The following is a 16,538-nucleotide window of genomic DNA, read 5'->3' as shown; positions in this document are numbered from 1 at the left end:
TTTATTTTTTACTTTGGCATTAAATTTGCTCTATATGCCCCCAATATGGTAAGGAATTAAACTGTAAAGAATCAGGGAAAGAGTTTATAAATTGTATTAATAAGATTTTTTTACATAAAATGACAAAAAATGTTAAATATAGATACAAAAATGTTTAACAGGTTAAAAGAATACAAGGATCTATTTTATATTTTTTTTAGCTCACGTCTTTTTTGCTGAAATATAGTTAATAAAATGAAATTTAATCGATATTTTAAAGATTTGATAATGAAATATGACTATCTGCTTGAGCAATATCTTCGTTTTTATTCATTCTACGCTTCCCAAGGTTTGCAAAGTGGTATAACATATAAAAATAGCATGCACTCTACTTTACTCATGATTAAAATCGTGTTAAGTCTATTATACTATGACAAAGTTTAGACAGAGATATATTAAAATTCCGGTTGAGAATGACCTTAAAACCAGAATGGTTTTTATTGGTGGTCCGAGACAGGTGGGAAAAACCACCTTTGCTCTGACGTTTTTACCAAAACCAATCGAAAGCCATCCCGCATACCTGAACTGGGACGATATTTCAATAAGAGCCTCATTGTTAAAAGGCGAATTGCCATCAAATGAAAAAAATATTGTTCTTGATGAAATACATAAATATGCCAGGTGGCGAAACCTTGTAAAAGGTTTTTATGATACAAACAAATCTGAGGTATCATTTATTATTACTGGCTCGGCAAGGCTGGATTATTATAGAAAAGGAGGAGACTCCCTGCAGGGGAGATATCATTATTACCGTTTGCATCCGTTTTCCCTTACAGAGTTGAATCCTGACCCTGGTAAAAAAGATTTTAAAGTGTTATTAAAATTTGGAGGTTTTCCTGAACCACTATTAAAGGCAGAGGAAAAATTTTGGAGAAGATGGCAGAGAGAGAGACTCCAGCGAGTTATTTATGAAGATATCAGAGCTCTTGAAAACATAAAAGAGATCAGCATGCTTGAATTGCTTGCCCAGGAGCTTCCTAACAGGGTTGGAGCACCTTTGTCTGTAAAAAATATCAAAGAGATACTTCAGGTTGCACACGAAACTGTTGAAAGATGGTTGAAAATATTTGAAAGAATGTATTATTGCTTTCGAATCCCACCATATGGCCCTCCAAAAATACGTGCAGTTAAAAAAGAACAGAAATTATATTTATGGGACTGGTCTCTCCTGCCCGATTCCGGTCCAAGATTTGAAAATTTTATTGCCTCACATCTTTTGAAGTATTGCAATTTTATTGAAGATACAGAAGGTTTTTCCATGGAACTTCGTTTTCTCAGGGATACTGATAAACGGGAAATTGATTTTGTTGTATTAAAAGAAGGTGTTCCTGAGTTTGCAGTAGAATGCAAAACCGGAGAAAAAAGTATCAACCCTGCTATTTTTTATTTTAAAGAACGGACGCATATACCTGATTTTTACCAGGTACACCAAGGCACAAAAGATTATAAAAAAAATGGAGTAAGAGTACTTCCCGTGGAGACGTTTTTGAAGGAACTTAAATTTCCTTAAACTTTTTTTTTAAGGATTCAAATGCTATAAACACCATGAAAAATTTTATTATATCCCTTGGGTTTGAAAGGGTTTGTTTTTAAAAAATAAAATAGAGAAACAAAATGTTGGCTATAGGCACAAAAATGTTTGATCGTTTATACAGCTATAAAGATTTATTTTTTATTTTTATCTGGCGGGAGCTATTGATCAGGTATAAACAGACTACCATAGGTGTGCTATGGGCACTGATTCAACCTTTGAGCATGATGTTTCTTTTTGTCCTTGTTTTTGGTGTTATCTTGAATATTGAAACCAATGGACATCCAAAGGTATTATTTTATTATTCAGGACTTGTTCCATGGACTTTTTTTTCTTCATCCATCTCTGCTTCCATCACTTCTTTGATTGCCCATAGAAATTTAATTACAAAGATTTATTTTCCAAGGGAATTGATCATTTTTTCAAGAGTTATGGTGTTTTTAGCCGATTTTATGGTTTCTCTTTCCCTGCTTGCCATATTACTGATGGTTTACAAAATACCTTTATCCCTTAACATGTTGTGGGCCATCCCATTATTTTTTTTATTATTGTTATTTACAGCAGCTATGGGGCTGATGCTTGCTATGATAAACGTATATTACAGGGATGTAAAATTGGCTTCTGGTTTTTTATTAAGGCTGTGGTTTTTTGCAACGCCGGTTTTTTACTCAATTGATCCTCTGCCGATAAAAATCAAATTGATACTTTTTTTAAACCCCCTGACATATATTGTTGAAAATCTTAGAAGAGTGTTAATAGAGGGAAGAGGGGTTGTGATCTGGCAGTTTTCCATTGAAACTGTATTTATCGTTTGTTTTTTTATTTTCTGTTATAGGTGTTTTATTTATCTGGAAAGGTCTTTTGCAGATGTCATCTGATATAGCCATAAGCTTTAATAATGTGAGTAAAAAATTCTCAAAAAGCTCAAAACAATATGGCACATTACGGGAAAATATCATGGATTATTTTTTTCCAAAAAAAGAAAAAAAAATCTTGAGAAAAGATGAATTCTGGGCTCTGGACTCAATTTCATTTTCTATAAAAAAAGGTGAAAGTATTGGGCTTTATGGACCCAACGGGTCAGGAAAGAGTACTCTTTTGAAGCTGATTGCAAATGTTATATCACCTACAAGCGGTAATATTAATGTTCATGGTCGCACCGCTCCTCTAATTGAGCTGGGTGCAGGGTTTCATCCTGATCTGAACGGCCTTGAAAATATATATATGAATGGTGCCATTCTCGGCATGACCATTGGTGAAATAAGAGCAAAAATGGATCAAATCGTTGAATATTCTGAACTGAGCGATTTTATTTTAACACCCGTAAAAAAATATTCATCCGGCATGAGACTGCGCTTGGGATTTTCAGTGGCCATTCATAGTGATGCTGATATCTTCCTGTTTGATGAGATACTTGCTGTGGGTGATGAGAATTTTAAAAAAAAATCTTTGGAATCTATTAAAGAATTGTCTGATGCAAGCAAAACACTTTTAATTGTATCCCATGATAAAAAAACATTAACTGATATGACTGATCGAATTATTTATATCTGTAAAGGTACTACTCAAAATAATTAATATGAGTAAATTTTTTAAAAATATTGTTGATCAGGTCAATTTATTAATCAGTGTAGGATTGGAAAAAAAAGCCTATATTTATCTTTTCCTTATGATAAGAGGAGCTCTTCTCAAATTATGGAGTGTTTTGTATAATAGTTTAGGCCTCAGTTATAATAATATTAATGAATTCAATGAAATTTATAAAATTCGGGATGGCCTGATTGATAAGTGCCTATGCTATTTCCAAACGAATCGAAATGCACACCATTATATTTATAAACATGACAATATAATTCTGGTTGTGGGAAAATTAAACTTTATAGATTTTTTGCAGATACAATATCTATTTTATAAGTGTTGCGTGCGTATTAACAAATCAGGTATTTTTATACGGCTAAGGCTTTCTAAAGGCTGGGGATGTGTGTTGTGGGAAAATGATTTTCCCATACAAATACTATCGGTTAAGGATAATGGTTCATACTTTATTCCGGAAAATAAACTTGCAAGAAAACGATATGGATATATTAATAAAGTTTGGGTTTTGGATAATAACAAGAATACTGAGGTTGATGAATGTCAGTTTGATATTGACATGGTTTATACCTGGGTTGATGATAGTGATCCTGAATGGCTTGAGAAGAAAGAAGCATGCCTTAGATTATTATCAAATGACAATTCTCACCACGTCACTTCCTTTTCTTCGTCTCGTTTTAAAAATAGAGATGAATTACTTTTCAGCCTTAGAAGTGTGGAATATTATGCCCCGTTTATTCGAAAAATATTTATTGTTACCGATGGGCAGATTCCCAAATGGCTTGATATAAAAAATAAAAAAATAATTATCGTAGATCACACGGATATATTTGATGATTTAACCCATTTGCCAACATTTAACTCCCATGCCATTGAAATGCATCTTCATAGAATAATGGGGTTAAGTGATCATTATATATATATGAATGATGATTTTTTTTTAAGAAGGCGGGTTAATCCCAGTGATTTTTTTGAATTGCCAAATGGCAACACAAAAGTTTTTTTTTCATCCCAACGCATACCTGTTGAAAATATCGGCCTTGATTTATTGCCAGTGGATACGGCTGCTATTAATGGTCAAAAGTTACTGGAAACGCATTTTTATGTGAAGGTTACAAATAAATTAAAGCACATGCCATACCCGCAAAATAAGCCTCTAATAAAAGAGATTTGTTCAAAGTTCAACGAGTTTACAAAAACTTCATCAACAAAATTTAGAAGCAAATCTGATTATTCTCTGCCAGCTTCTTTTTATCACCATTATGCTCTTCTGGCAGGGAAAGCACAAAAGGACGAACTTCCCTATCTTTATGCGGACATCGGGTCAAGACATTTCCTATCAATTTTAAATTATATTAGATTTTCGGGTAAATATAAATCTTTTTGCATAAATGATACAGGTGACAGTTCTTATCTTCCCTCTGACAAAATAGATAAATTACTGGATATACTCTTCAACAAAATTTATCCATATAAAGCCGAGTTTGAAAAATGAAAAAAAAAATAGTGATAACATATGGAACTTTTGACCTGTTGCATGTGGGTCATATCAGGCTGCTCAAGCGTGCAAAGACACTTGGGAATTATTTGATAGTAGGTCTTTCAACTGATGAGTTTAATGCAGAAAAACACAAGAGTTCCTTTATGGGATATGAACTTCGAAAAGAACTTCTCCAAGCAATACGGTATGTAGACTTAGTGATTCCTGAAAAGAACTGGGAGCAGAAAAGAGATGATATTCGTCAACACAATGTGGATATATTTGTGATGGGGGATGACTGGAAGGGAAAATTTGATTCCCTGCAGGAATATTGCAAGGTGTTGTACCTTCCCCGCACTCAGGATATCTCTAGTACAGCCATAAAAAATAAAGTTACAAATGGGAAATAGCTTGTGAATAAAATTATTCAGACCAAATCTCTTCCAAAAATTGATGAATCCCAGGCAAATGATGCCATGGCATTAAAGACATGGTGGGCCATTCCTTTTATTCAGCCATTTTCGCGAAAACTGGTCGTCTTTATTGTCAATAACACTGGGGTTTCCGCCAATCAGATTACATTTACTTCAATAGTTTTTAGACTGATTACAATAAGTTGTTTTTTTAGTACAAGTCGATCTGTGTTAGCTATCGGTGCAATCAGTTATTTTTTTGCATATGTTTGTGATTGTGCAGATGGTGCTGTGGCACGGATTAAAAAACAAACCACAGAGCTTGGACGCTACCTTGATCATATTGCCGATCTTATGGGAGATATTTTTATTCTGACAGCATTATCATATTCTCATGGATTGTTTGGATCATTTATGTATTCCGGGATGATTTTTATGCATATATCAGAGTGCTATATGAGTTATTTGGCTGGTTTTGCCATACGTGAAAACTTCGATGCTGCCAGCTCTCCAGAAATATTTAATTTTTTTAACCGATACAGACAATGGTGGTTTTCAAGAAATATCAAATCTTTTTTCTCTTTTCCCGATTACACTGCTTTTGTCTTTGTCTTCTCAGTCCTATTCGGAATTCCGAAAGCAGGTCTTCAGATCGGTTTTTGGTTCCTTCTGGTGATTTGCCTATACAGTATCTTTTCTACATTTGTTTCAGTTCATAGCCACATCAAACATTTTCCATAATTATTTTTTTTATTGCGACAATAACATCTATACTTTTAATCTGCATCATGCATTGTTTGTTTCTTTGACATTTTGGGGTTGTGCCATAAAGCGTACATGGGCCACAGGGCAGCATTTTATTGATGACAAAATGTTGTTTGCCCTGGGGAGCCCATTTGTCTGCAATCCCGGCACCAAAAAGTGATATCGTCGGAACATTGCACAATACTCCCAGATGAAGGATCCCGGAATCCGTACTGATCAATAATTTTGTTTGGTTAAACAATGTAGCTGTGTCAAGGATTGAAAGACTGGAGCATAGATTTATCCCTGTGTCCGTCTTACAATACCCCATGATTTTTTTGCATTGGTTATATTCCTTTGACCCACCAATCAGAATTGGTAAAAGATTTTTATTTGCGATCCAGTCTATGACGTTGGCCCATCTTTTTTCAGGCCATAGCCGTTCATCTATTGTTGCTCCCGGGAATAGACAGATGACCTTTTCTTCTTTGAATGACAGGGACTGATTATGTCTTGGAGGAATAAAATAAGGAAAGTTAAAATGAAAGGGTTTTCCAAGGCTAAATACGGTTGAAAAAAGTTCCCAGAACATCTTTGCTTCATAGATATGATGGCTGTATGCTATGGCCTTGTTATACATTTTCTCACGGCCCTTGGTTTTGAAACCGACCTTGGTATCTGCACGGACAAGTCTTGCAATAATAGCTGACAGGAAATGTGATTGTTCAGTATCAAATACAGCATCATAGTGTTTTTGGAAAACATACAGCATGGACTTAAAATTTTTATATGAAAATACCTGATTAAGAAAGGTAACACTTTTAAATATACTTTCATTTCTTGGTTCACATAGAATGTCAATCCTTACATGAAATGAGGAGGAGATTTCCTTAAGAATTGGGAGCAGCAAAAGGGCATCCCCCATTCCTCCGGGTCGTATAATCAGAATTTTTTTTAACGAAATGGTTTTGGATTTGGCCATAACTGCTTTGGGAAATAATTTTAATAAAACCGGGCCAATGATTTGATCAATTCGTTTTATGGTTTTGATGGTGCTCATCATGAACTATAAATAACAATGGTTAAAAACAGCAAAAAGATTGACGTTGTCAATAAGAGTTGTCTGTCTGAAAACAAGGTTTTAATCGGATCAGATCCCTTTCCAAGATCAGTCAGATAAATAAATCTGAAAATACCATAGGTTGCCGGTATGATGGAGAAAATTACAAGTTTGCCATGTTCGACTGCATACAGGGCATAAACAACCAGGGTTACGCTTCCACATGCCCACAGCATGCTGTTAAGGTAGGTCAAAGAATATCCGGTCTGACTTTTTCGATGAAGATGAGCCGTATCTTTCCCAAGTTGCTTGAGTTCGTTTAAGCGTTTGGCAATGGAAATCATCATGGCAATGAAAAAAACAGTTAAAAACAGCCAGCTTGATATTGCGACATTACAGACTGCTCCTCCGGCAAGCACTCGCAATACAAAACCGACAGCAATAACAAAAATTTCAAGGATAACAACAGATTTGAAGTATAAACTATAACTGAAGGTGAGAAGCAAATAGGCCAGAAGATAAATCATGAACAATGAAGGGAAATGGGAAAATGTGGATATTAATATAATAAGGGCAATCAAACCTGCTGAAAGAACCAGTGCGCTTTTTCCTGAAACAGTCCTGGCACAAAAGGGGCGGTTTTGTTTTTCAGGATGAAATTGATCATTTTCTTTGTCTACCCAGTCATTAACAATATATCCCAATCCTGAAACAAGGCTGAAAACAAGAGCACCTAAGCAGGTAATAAAAATACTTTCATTCACAAGGTCGCCGGAAAAAAACAGGGGGGAAAATAAAAGAAGATTTTTGATCCACTGGTATGGCCGTATCAATTTAATATAGTTTTTATAAAATAAGATGATGTTAGTTCTATCCCCGGTCATTTTATTAAAGTTTCCTGTTGTTGTCAGCGCTTTCAATAAGATAAAGGAATATATCACCATATATCTTTAGATGAAAAGACATTATTTATAAAAAAAATTAAAAACATTTGTTAAAAAAATAATCTCAGAGATATTTATTGTCCTCATGACAATTTTTGGTAAAAGATTTCAAAAATTGTTTGTAATTTAGTTGGTTCTTCGTGGAAACAAAAACCGTATTTTTTTTATAAAGAGATGAAAAAGATTGTTATATCAGGGTATTCTATGTTTTTTAAAATTTTTAATACGGCTGGCATTGTTTTTGAAATATAGGATTTGCAAGACAGTCTTAAAACAAGAATTATATTAACAAATAACATGGAGGTGGAAAATGTTTAATTGGCTAAAACAAAGAAGAAATCAGAAAGGTTTTACTTTGATTGAGCTCATGATTGTTATTGCAATCATTGGTATCCTTGCAGCGATTGCTGTGCCCCAGTTCACAAAGTATCGCGCAAGGTCGTTTAATACCCAATCAATTGGTGATGCTCGAATTGTCATGAACGAAGTCGGTGGTTTTTATGCTGAAAATAGTAGATATCCTTAGCCTTCAGCTTAATTTAAATATAATTATATAAAAATATAAGGAGTATCAAATGAAAAAAATATTTATTATAACAGCAATATGTTTCATAACCTTTGGATTTACATCAATAAGCATGGCATCTACAGTTATAATTGATGCTGACGATAACGGCGTTTTGAGCCTGCCGGGATGTGCGGCAATAAATCTTTCAAGAGGCGGAATTGCTTCATATTCTTCGGAGACTACTGCGGGTGGTTATGCTGGTGCTAATGAAGGCGAGCAATGGTGTATAAATACAGCAAGCACCAAGGGAACTGACGAAATTGCTTTGGAATTCATTATGAGGGGCAGTGCTGGTTCTGAAGATAATAATCTTTACCAACGTTTAACAGGGACAGTAGGTACTCTTACAGGTGTCGACACCAATCCTAGCACACTTGCCGGTGGCTGGAGTATTAGAGGTGGGAATTAATCCGATTGATATATTGATGACATAAAAATAATTTTAGATAAAGCAGAATCGGTTTTTCCGATTCTGCTTTATAATTTTTATATGGCTTAGTTAAGGAATATAAAATACTGTGAGCATTTTGTGCAATAGTGTGTATAAAAAATTCAATATGGGGTTAGGCAAGAGCCATGTTACGGCAGTCTCTAATGTATCATTTGAAGTTAACCCGGGGGAGGTGTTTGGTATTGTCGGACCCAACGGGGCGGGTAAAAGCACACTTCTTAAAATGTTTATGGGGTTTATTCGACCAAGTTCCGGTGTCATTACTTTGTTCGGCAAATCACCCTCCAATCCTGAAGCAAGGATTAGTCTTGGATACCTTCCGGAAAACCCGTGCTTTTATGAACATCTTTCCGCCATAGAATTAATGAAGTTCAGTGCCACAGTCTCCGGTCTTTCACAGAAAAATATAGATGAAGAGATTTTAAGGCTCTTGAGGTTAATGGATATCGAGCATGCCGGAAAAAGAAAGCTGAGGGGATATTCAAAAGGGATGGTTCAGCGGGCCGGGATCTGTTTTGCCCTGATTCATGATCCTGATTTGATTATTTTAGATGAACCCATGAGCGGCCTTGATCCGGTGGGTAGAAAGCTTTTGGTGGATTTGATTCTCAACTTGAAACAGGAAGGAAAGACCATCCTTTTTTGTTCTCACATTTTAAATGATGTGGAACGATTATGTGATAGAATAGCCATCATGCATTCCGGAGAACTAAAAACAATACTTACAAAGCAAGACCTCACTGAAAAGGGCAATCAGGTGACACTTACCTTAAAGGCAGTTTCTATCGAGGCATTCAATGAAATAGCCTCACTGGGTGTTAACTGCATAAAAAAAGATAAGATCACAAAGATTTCGTGTTCCCAAAAACAATTGAACAAGATAATAAACATTTCATCCCGATATGGGATTCAAACATCTAACCTTGAGATTTCCTCCAATACACTGGAAAAGTTATTTTTAAATACCATTGACGATGAAAAAGTTGAAGAACATTGTTATACTTAATGAAGGTGGAGCTTGATCTTTTATGAAACGCGTTCTGGCCCTGGCTATATTAACATTTAAAGAAGGTATTCGAGATAAGGCTTTATACGGCATTTCCATATTGGCGGTAATGATGCTGCTGGCCACTATTCTTTTGACCAATCTATTCGGTCATGAACTGGGCAAGGTCATGGTGGATTTATGTCTTTCAACTATTGCCTTTGCAGGACTTTTATTGACCTTTTTTGTTAATATCAATCTTATGGCCAAGGATATTGACAAACTGACCATCTATTCCGTCCTGTCAAAACCCATATCCAGAACAGAATATGTGGTGGGCAAATATTTCGGATTGGTTCTGCTTGTGATAGTTGCCTTGTCTTTACTTGCATTGTTCAGTACAGGGATTATTCTTATCATCAAAGGAATAGATCCCGGTCATTCTTTCAAGGATTTTTCATGGGTCTGCTATTTCCAGGCATTTTCCTATGAAATTATGATGTTTGTGCTTTTAAATGCCATTGTAATTTTTTTTTCCACTATTACCACCAGTTCTTTTTTAACACTGATTTTTTCCCTTAGTGTCTATGTAACAGGTCAGAGTATTGAAGAGGTTGTGGTCTTTTTTAAAAAAGAGGCCCTTATTTATGAGATCTCATCACCCATCAATGAATTTCTTGTTAATTATCTGCAATATGTTTTTCCCAATCTGTCTGCCTTTGATATTAAGACCTTTGCAAGTCATGGAAAATTGATTTCATGGGAACATTCCATCGCTCTTCTTGGATACAGCCTGAGTTATTCAATAGTTCTGCTTTTTTTTGCTGCTTTGATTTTTAGCAGACGGGAACTCAAATGATCACCCGGTTAAAACCCGTCATTTTATTTCTTGTTCTTCTAAGTATATTTGTGTTTTTTTCCATGCAGCTGGAAAAACAGCGGGAATCTTTGCTGTCAGCAAGTTTTATAGAACATACCCTGCCATCAAAACTCATCGGGCTGACATCCCTTGAATTTAAAGGCCTTGCATCGGATTTTTTGCTGTTCAAGTTTATGACATTTATTGGGGGGAAGGTGGCACAAAAGGACGTGATTGATGAAGCACAATGGGAAAGTCTTGTCACCACCCTGGATACTATTACCGATCTTGATCCGTATTTTTGGGATGCCTATCTCTTTGCTGAAGTGTTCCTGGCCTGGGATGCAAGAAAATTTGAAGATGCAAACAGGCTTCTTTTAAAAGGCACTCAATATATTCCGGATAATTACAGGGTATTTTATTATCTTGGATTTAATTATTTTTATTTTTTAAAGGACAATGAAAACGGCAGAAAATATCTTATGGAAGCCGCCAGGCGGCCTGGCTGCTCCAGTTACGTTGCCAATCTTGCAGCCCGCCTTTCCGTTTATACCTTTAAACACCGGGATGGCATTGAGTTTTTAAAAGTGATGTTAGGAGATACTAAGGACAGGGCAACCCGGGACCAATTTCAAATGAGGATCAAGACTCTGGAAATCATGGAGTATCTTGAACAAAAAATCAGTGAATTTCATGAGCTGTACCGGACATATCCCAAAACGCTGGATGATCTGGTTCGGTCCGGCCTTATTTCAAGAGTACCAGCAGATCCTTACGGCGGTGAGTTTATTATTATGCAAAACGGCCGTGTCTACACAACCAGCAATATGCTGTTTAAAAAAGATAATCTTAAGAAATAATGCTATCCCAGTTACAGGATGTCATCACTAAAAAGGTTTTTGCCGTTCTTTTGATTTTCGGGATATCAATGACTATGTGTTATCCGTTGTTAAGTGCCAACATCATTGAACTTGATGATACCCGGATGATAACGGATTTGAACAATCCTTTGCGCGATTATTCCGTAAAAAAAATTTTCTGGCCGGGTAAAACAAAGAGATATTACAGACCCCTGTTGATCTGTTCTTTTGTTCTTGACAGCAGGATATGGGCATTGGAATATTCCGGATATCATCTGACCAATAATATTCTTCATACACTTAATGCAATAATAATTTATTTTATAGGATTAAGATTTTTCAGGTATCATCCCAGGGTTGAAGTGACGGCCTTTCTGGCATCTTTAATTTTTCTTATCCATCCTCTAACCATTGAATCTGTGGCCTGGATTTCCGGCAGAACTGATATTCTGGGTACTTTTTTCTCTCTTCTGGCCTATTTATTTTATCTTACAAAGACTCGTTTTAGATATTTCTTTGTGGCTTTCATGGTTTTTCTGGGTCTGCTTTCTAAAGAGAATACACTGTCCATTCTTCCGATCATTGTGCTTTCCGAATTCTTTTTTTATTACAAAAATGGAAAAGGTATAAAATCAGTTGTGGCAGCAACAAAATGGGCATGCATATTGTCTGTGCCGCTTATTTCCTATTTATATTTGAGATTTGCCGGGTTTGATCTGGTTCAGTCTCAAATTGAAATTGTGTCTTCTTCAAAAGGCAATCATTTGGAAGGAATCAGCTTTTTTTCAAATCTGGAGTTTCTTCCTGCCATGATTGCATTTTATATTAAAAAGTTATTTGTTCCTTTTCCTTTGAATTTTGCGATTTCAGAAATCAATTTGGTTTTTTATACTATTTTATTTTTTATTCTGGCTGGATTTATTCTTTTGTTTATTTTCAGGAAAAAGTTTTTTTCCCCGGCCTGGGTGCTCATAATGGTCTTATCATTTTTTCCGGCTTTACCTATAGCCCTGTCTGATGTGGCCTGGACAAAATATGCAGAAAGATATCTTTATCTTGCAGTGCCTGTGTGTTCGTTTTTTTTCTGTGCGTTAATTCCAGATGTTCTGGACAGGATCAATGGGAAAAGAAAAATAATGATTCCTCTGGTCTGTACTCTGGGTATGATTTTTTTCATCGCTACTATCGACCGGGTGTTTACATGGAAAGACAGATTTACGCTTTGGGCAGATACATATAAAAAAAATCCTGAAAATGGAATGGTTCTATATAAATATGGCACTATTCTTGGAGATGATGAAGGTTTACAATATTTTAAAAAAGCAGTTCAAGTGGCAAAAGATGATGAATGGAAGGATCTTTCCTTGTTTGCCCTGGCGGGTCATGCCGTTAAAGAAAAAGACTATAAGACAGCCGAAGAATATGTTAAGCAGGCGTTAAAGATAAATTCGAGTCGAAGGAATTTATATAGTGCTGCAGGAATTATTCAAAAAATTATGAGCGAAGATGAAACCAAAGATGATAGCATCAGACAATTTTTAATCCAAATTTATCAAAAGGCTTATGAAAAAAAACCTAGACCTGTGGATTTGTATAATTTAATTAATATATATAAGAGCGCAGAAGATAGATTAAATGAAGAAAGATATTACCATTTGTTGCAAAATCGGTTCCCCAATTCCAGGGCAGCCAGAAATCTGTTTAAAAAATATAATCCTCAATAGGCCGCGGATAAGAAATATACTGACCGAGTTTACGTTGATCACACAATTGACATTTCAAACAAATAGTTTTAGAAGATATTATTCTTAACACAAATTGAAATCATTGGCTTTTAGGAGGAAAAATGAAAGTAAGATGTAATATCAAATCTATTGTAAATATTGTTATAGTTGTGTTGTTGGCATTTTTTATTTCCGGATGTTTTGGTGATACGTTTTCTAAAAATCCGGAAGGAGAGTCCTCTGCCGATCAACCCAAGTCCAGAAAAACCACGGCGGTTTATTATGATTTTGAAGATGTATTGATTCCCATGGAATTGAAAATTGTAAAGGACAGAACCGTAGTTATTTTAACACCCGGGTTTACCTCAGGAATCCTTACCCTGAAAGGAAGGGTGGAAAGACGGTCTTTGTTTAATTTTTTCAGCAATAATATGCAGAAAGATAATTGGAATGTCATCAGTCAGATAAAATCCCCGGGTACGACTATTATGGTATTTCAGAAAATTTCCAGAACTGCGGTAATTACCATTCGGGATGAACAGTTATATACCTATGTTGAGATTGGTGTGGCTCCAACTGTTACAGGAGAAGCAGGCTTTTCCGAGTCAACTTTGTTAGAATAATGGACTTGCAAAATAAAAATATTCTTCTTGGGGTTACAGGGGGGATTGCTGCGTACAAGACGGTGGAGCTTTTGCGGCTCTTGAAAAAGGCCGGTGCCAATGTAAATGTCATTATGACGGATAGTGCGCAAAAGTTTGTCGGTAAGACAACATTTGAAGTTTTATCTGAGAATCCCGTGTTATCGGATCTGTTTTTTGATACGGAATCCTCTGTAAAGCATATTGATCTTGCAACAAGGGCTGATGCCGTCATTGTTGCGCCTGCAACCGCAAATATCCTTGCCAAATTCGCCCATGGTATTGCAGATGATGCATTGTCTACTACAATGCTTGCTGTTACATGTCCTGTCATAGTCTGTCCGTCCATGAACACGAATATGTACCAGAATATTCGGGTGCAGCGAAATCTTGATATTCTTGAAAAGGATGGATGGCATATTCTTGATCCTGATTCAGGTGCCTTGGCCTGTAAAACTGTGGGTGCAGGAAGACTGCCCGACCCCTGGTTTATTTTTGACAGGGCACTGGCCATGCTCACAAAAAAGGATTTAAGCGGAAAAAAAATCCTTATTTCAGCAGGTCCTACGGTTGAAGCCATAGATCCTGTCAGATTTGTCAGCAATCATTCATCCGGTAAAATGGGGTATGCTGTTGCAAAAGCTGCTGAAAAGAGAGGGGCACAGGTTACACTGGTATCAGGCCCCGTCACTCTTGAATCACCTGTGGGTGTTGAGCGCTTTGATGTGGAAACCTGTGAAGAGATGGCCGATCAAATGCTTGCCAATCTTGATCACTCAGATATTATTATCAAGGTTGCAGCAGTGGCTGATTACAAACCCATAGATCCTAAAACCAGTAAAATAAAGAAAAAAGATAATAATAAAGGTCTTTCCATTTCAATGACTGAAAATCTTGATATTTTAAGACTCATTGGGGGAAAGAAGACAAAAGATCAATTCCTGGTTGGATTTGCGGCAGAAACAGATGACCTTGAAAAAAATGCATTATTGAAAATGCAGAAGAAAAATCTTGATATGATTGCTGCCAATATTGTGGGATCTTCAGACTCGGGTTTTAAGGCAGATACAAACAAGGTAAAACTTTTTTTTAAGGACGGTTCATTTTTTGATATCCCTTTAATGGATAAAAATAAGGTTGCCAATATTCTGATTGATTATGTTATTGAGAAAATGGGATAGATTTAAAAATGGGTGCAGATGTTCAAAACGACCCGGGCTCAATTAAGACTGAACTTATTCAGGTTATCAGGGATTTTTCACACTATCTATCTTACCAACAACAGATAGGGAATCTTTCTTTTGGTATTTCAGAAAAATCTGAAGACCAAATAAACAACTGGGGAAATAATTGGGAAACCAAAAATCGGGCACAGGACCCCTTTTTTTTTCAAGGACCTGAAAATGCAGATATTTTTATTCTGGACAGTGAAACAGATTTTTTTAAAGGGGAGAGCGGGGCACTTTTAATCAAGATTCTTGGGGCCATGAACCTTACTTCAGATTCGGTTTTCATCTGCAATGCATGTGATTTTAGATCTGTTTACAATAAAATAAAAATAGTTTCTCCCAAAGTTATCATTACCCTTGGAACCAAGGCGGGTCAATCCCTGCTAAAAATCAAGCAGCCCCTGGAACAATTTCGGGGAAAATTTCATGAATGTCGTGGGATTAAGGTTATGCCCACCTTTCATCCTTCTTTGCTTTTAAAACAACCTGAATGCAAACGCCAGGTCTGGGAGGATATGAAACTTGTGATGGAACTTGTTATGGAATTGGCAGGGTCAAAAGATGGTTCTTGATACTTTTATTGATACGCTCCTAGCTGAAAAAGGTTACTCTGCCCACACAAGTCGTGCATATCGATCAGATATTTCAGGTTTTATTCGGTTTTTTCTAAAAGATCAAAATGTTGCTGATGATGATAAATGTCAAAAATTATTTTTACAGCATGTGAATACACTTGATAAAAATGCTGTCAGAAGTTATCTTGCCCATCTTGTGAGATCAGGAAAGTCCAAACGGACTGTATCAAGGAAATTGTCATCACTTAAAGCATTTTTCGAATATCTTGTTATATCCGGACAGCTAAAGGTAAATCCGGCAGACATGGTGCCTTTTCCAAAACTTGAGAAAAACATACCCCGATTTTTAACCATTGATGATCTGTTTCGGCTTTTAGACTCCATCAAGACTGAGACCTGGTTTGATAAGAGAAATCTTGCCATGTTTGAAACATTTTATTCCACTGGCATACGTGTATCGGAGATGGAAGGCCTGGATATAGAAGATATTGACTTTAAAAGCCAAATGATTAAAGTCTTTGGGAAAGGTTCGAAAGAAAGGATTGTGCCGGTTGGCAAAAGAGCCTTGAATGCCATAAAAAATTACAGGGCAGCTTTGAAAGAAAGTTTTATACCGGTTTTTGTGAATAAGAATTTTTCAAGATTAAGTGCAAGGTCCATCCGGCGGATACTTGATAAAATAGTGAGGGACTGCCAACTGAACCTGCCGGTTTCACCCCATACGCTGCGTCATTCTTTTGCAACGCATATGCTGGATTCGGGTGCGGATTTAAGGGGAATTCAGGAAATCCTGGGGCATGTAAGCTTATCCACCACCCAGGTCTATACCCATGTGAGTATGG

Annotated in this window: 18 protein-coding genes; 16 read left to right on the top strand and 2 right to left on the bottom strand. The window is 36.2% G+C overall.

All coding sequences use genetic code 11. From position 1 onward, the window contains the following. The first annotated feature begins 409 nt into the window (after nucleotides 1-409). From K8S13_RS00755 to K8S13_RS00730, 6 genes are all read left to right on the top strand, one after another. Complete coding sequence (locus K8S13_RS00755) at nucleotides 410-1,549, top strand: ATP-binding protein (protein ID WP_291459690.1); 1,140 nt, start codon at nucleotides 410-412, stop codon at nucleotides 1,547-1,549. 125 nt (nucleotides 1,550-1,674) lie between these two features. Further along, nucleotides 1,675-2,448: an ABC transporter permease gene (locus tag K8S13_RS00750; protein WP_291459689.1), complete on the top strand. Its 774-nt coding sequence runs from the start codon at nucleotides 1,675-1,677 to the stop codon at nucleotides 2,446-2,448. Next, nucleotides 2,438-3,148, top strand: coding sequence for an ABC transporter ATP-binding protein (locus K8S13_RS00745; RefSeq protein ID WP_291459688.1), 711 nt, complete (start codon nucleotides 2,438-2,440; stop codon nucleotides 3,146-3,148). Before K8S13_RS00750 ends, K8S13_RS00745 begins: the two co-directional genes overlap by 11 nt. A gap of 343 nt (nucleotides 3,149-3,491) precedes the next feature. Continuing rightward, nucleotides 3,492-4,658 (top strand): Stealth CR1 domain-containing protein, encoded by a 1,167-nt coding sequence (locus K8S13_RS00740; protein ID WP_291459687.1) that lies wholly within the window; start codon nucleotides 3,492-3,494, stop codon nucleotides 4,656-4,658. Next, on the top strand, nucleotides 4,655-5,053 hold the full coding sequence (tagD, locus tag K8S13_RS00735; RefSeq protein WP_291459686.1) for a glycerol-3-phosphate cytidylyltransferase: 399 nt from the start codon (nucleotides 4,655-4,657) through the stop codon (nucleotides 5,051-5,053). Before K8S13_RS00740 ends, tagD begins: the two co-directional genes overlap by 4 nt. Nucleotides 5,054-5,119: 66 nt before the next feature. Continuing rightward, nucleotides 5,120-5,797: a CDP-alcohol phosphatidyltransferase family protein gene (locus K8S13_RS00730; RefSeq protein WP_291459685.1), complete on the top strand. Its 678-nt coding sequence runs from the start codon at nucleotides 5,120-5,122 to the stop codon at nucleotides 5,795-5,797. Here K8S13_RS00730 and K8S13_RS00725 read toward each other — a convergent pair. Next, nucleotides 5,781-6,863: a glycosyltransferase family 9 protein gene (locus tag K8S13_RS00725; RefSeq protein ID WP_291459684.1), complete on the bottom strand. Its 1,083-nt coding sequence runs from the start codon at nucleotides 6,861-6,863 to the stop codon at nucleotides 5,781-5,783. The two genes, K8S13_RS00730 and K8S13_RS00725, sit on opposite strands and share 17 nt — an antisense overlap. After that, complete coding sequence (locus tag K8S13_RS00720; RefSeq protein WP_291459683.1) at nucleotides 6,860-7,744, bottom strand: UbiA prenyltransferase family protein; 885 nt, start codon at nucleotides 7,742-7,744, stop codon at nucleotides 6,860-6,862. Before K8S13_RS00720 ends, K8S13_RS00725 begins: the two co-directional genes overlap by 4 nt. A 370-nt stretch (nucleotides 7,745-8,114) precedes the next feature. Between K8S13_RS00720 and K8S13_RS25515 the strand changes: the two genes are divergently transcribed. The 10 genes from K8S13_RS25515 to xerA all read left to right on the top strand — a co-directional run. After that, nucleotides 8,115-8,330 carry a prepilin-type N-terminal cleavage/methylation domain-containing protein gene (locus K8S13_RS25515; RefSeq protein ID WP_367172502.1) on the top strand — a complete coding sequence of 72 codons (216 nt, stop codon included), beginning with the start codon at nucleotides 8,115-8,117 and terminating at the stop codon, nucleotides 8,328-8,330. A gap of 49 nt (nucleotides 8,331-8,379) precedes the next feature. Continuing rightward, on the top strand, nucleotides 8,380-8,781 hold the full coding sequence (locus K8S13_RS00710) for a hypothetical protein (protein ID WP_291459682.1): 402 nt from the start codon (nucleotides 8,380-8,382) through the stop codon (nucleotides 8,779-8,781). Nucleotides 8,782-8,890: 109 nt separating this feature from the next. Continuing rightward, complete coding sequence (locus K8S13_RS00705) at nucleotides 8,891-9,829, top strand: ABC transporter ATP-binding protein (protein ID WP_291459681.1); 939 nt, start codon at nucleotides 8,891-8,893, stop codon at nucleotides 9,827-9,829. Between the two features lie 22 nt (nucleotides 9,830-9,851). Beyond that, on the top strand, nucleotides 9,852-10,667 hold the full coding sequence (locus tag K8S13_RS00700; RefSeq protein WP_291459680.1) for a hypothetical protein: 816 nt from the start codon (nucleotides 9,852-9,854) through the stop codon (nucleotides 10,665-10,667). Beyond that, a complete protein-coding gene (locus K8S13_RS00695) occupies nucleotides 10,664-11,527 on the top strand; it encodes a hypothetical protein (protein WP_291459679.1) in 864 nt (287 codons plus the stop codon). Before K8S13_RS00700 ends, K8S13_RS00695 begins: the two co-directional genes overlap by 4 nt. Then, a complete protein-coding gene (locus tag K8S13_RS00690; protein ID WP_291459678.1) occupies nucleotides 11,527-13,251 on the top strand; it encodes a hypothetical protein in 1,725 nt (574 codons plus the stop codon). Before K8S13_RS00695 ends, K8S13_RS00690 begins: the two co-directional genes overlap by 1 nt. Nucleotides 13,252-13,373: 122 nt before the next feature. Then, nucleotides 13,374-13,874, top strand: a complete 501-nt coding sequence (locus K8S13_RS00685; RefSeq protein WP_291459677.1) for a hypothetical protein — start codon at nucleotides 13,374-13,376, stop codon at nucleotides 13,872-13,874. Further along, entirely contained in the window at nucleotides 13,874-15,073 is a 1,200-nt protein-coding gene (gene coaBC, locus K8S13_RS00680; RefSeq protein WP_291459676.1) for a bifunctional phosphopantothenoylcysteine decarboxylase/phosphopantothenate--cysteine ligase CoaBC, read from the top strand. The genes K8S13_RS00685 and coaBC overlap by 1 nt, the downstream gene beginning before the upstream one ends. A gap of 8 nt (nucleotides 15,074-15,081) precedes the next feature. Beyond that, a complete protein-coding gene (locus K8S13_RS00675; protein ID WP_291459675.1) occupies nucleotides 15,082-15,693 on the top strand; it encodes a uracil-DNA glycosylase in 612 nt (203 codons plus the stop codon). Then, nucleotides 15,683-16,538 (top strand): site-specific tyrosine recombinase/integron integrase (gene xerA / locus K8S13_RS00670; RefSeq protein WP_291459674.1); only part of this gene is annotated, 856 nt, incomplete at its 3' end. The genes K8S13_RS00675 and xerA, both read left to right, overlap by 11 nt.

It is taken from the genome of Desulfobacula sp., from assembly GCF_021107415.1.
This window is presented reverse-complemented; position numbering and strand designations above follow the sequence as displayed.

What these genes read in the sequence shown, in the direction of transcription:
- K8S13_RS00750 (WP_291459689.1), top strand. Translation starts at nt 1,675, where the DNA reads ATGTTTGATCGTTTATACAGCTATAAAGATTTATTTTTTATTTTTATC.
- K8S13_RS00755 (WP_291459690.1), top strand. Translation starts at nt 410, where the DNA reads ATGACAAAGTTTAGACAGAGATATATTAAAATTCCGGTTGAGAATGAC.
- K8S13_RS00675 (WP_291459675.1), top strand. Translation starts at nt 15,082, where the DNA reads ATGGGTGCAGATGTTCAAAACGACCCGGGCTCAATTAAGACTGAACTT.
- K8S13_RS00725 (WP_291459684.1), bottom strand. Translation starts at nt 6,863, where the DNA reads ATGATGAGCACCATCAAAACCATAAAACGAATTGATCAAATCATTGGC.
- tagD (WP_291459686.1), top strand. Translation starts at nt 4,655, where the DNA reads ATGAAAAAAAAAATAGTGATAACATATGGAACTTTTGACCTGTTGCAT.
- K8S13_RS25515 (WP_367172502.1), top strand. Translation starts at nt 8,115, where the DNA reads ATGTTTAATTGGCTAAAACAAAGAAGAAATCAGAAAGGTTTTACTTTG.
- K8S13_RS00690 (WP_291459678.1), top strand. Translation starts at nt 11,527, where the DNA reads ATGCTATCCCAGTTACAGGATGTCATCACTAAAAAGGTTTTTGCCGTT.
- K8S13_RS00720 (WP_291459683.1), bottom strand. Translation starts at nt 7,744, where the DNA reads ATGACCGGGGATAGAACTAACATCATCTTATTTTATAAAAACTATATT.
- K8S13_RS00730 (WP_291459685.1), top strand. Translation starts at nt 5,120, where the DNA reads ATGGCATTAAAGACATGGTGGGCCATTCCTTTTATTCAGCCATTTTCG.
- K8S13_RS00710 (WP_291459682.1), top strand. Translation starts at nt 8,380, where the DNA reads ATGAAAAAAATATTTATTATAACAGCAATATGTTTCATAACCTTTGGA.
- coaBC (WP_291459676.1), top strand. Translation starts at nt 13,874, where the DNA reads ATGGACTTGCAAAATAAAAATATTCTTCTTGGGGTTACAGGGGGGATT.
- K8S13_RS00685 (WP_291459677.1), top strand. Translation starts at nt 13,374, where the DNA reads ATGAAAGTAAGATGTAATATCAAATCTATTGTAAATATTGTTATAGTT.
- K8S13_RS00745 (WP_291459688.1), top strand. Translation starts at nt 2,438, where the DNA reads ATGTCATCTGATATAGCCATAAGCTTTAATAATGTGAGTAAAAAATTC.
- K8S13_RS00700 (WP_291459680.1), top strand. Translation starts at nt 9,852, where the DNA reads ATGAAACGCGTTCTGGCCCTGGCTATATTAACATTTAAAGAAGGTATT.
- K8S13_RS00695 (WP_291459679.1), top strand. Translation starts at nt 10,664, where the DNA reads ATGATCACCCGGTTAAAACCCGTCATTTTATTTCTTGTTCTTCTAAGT.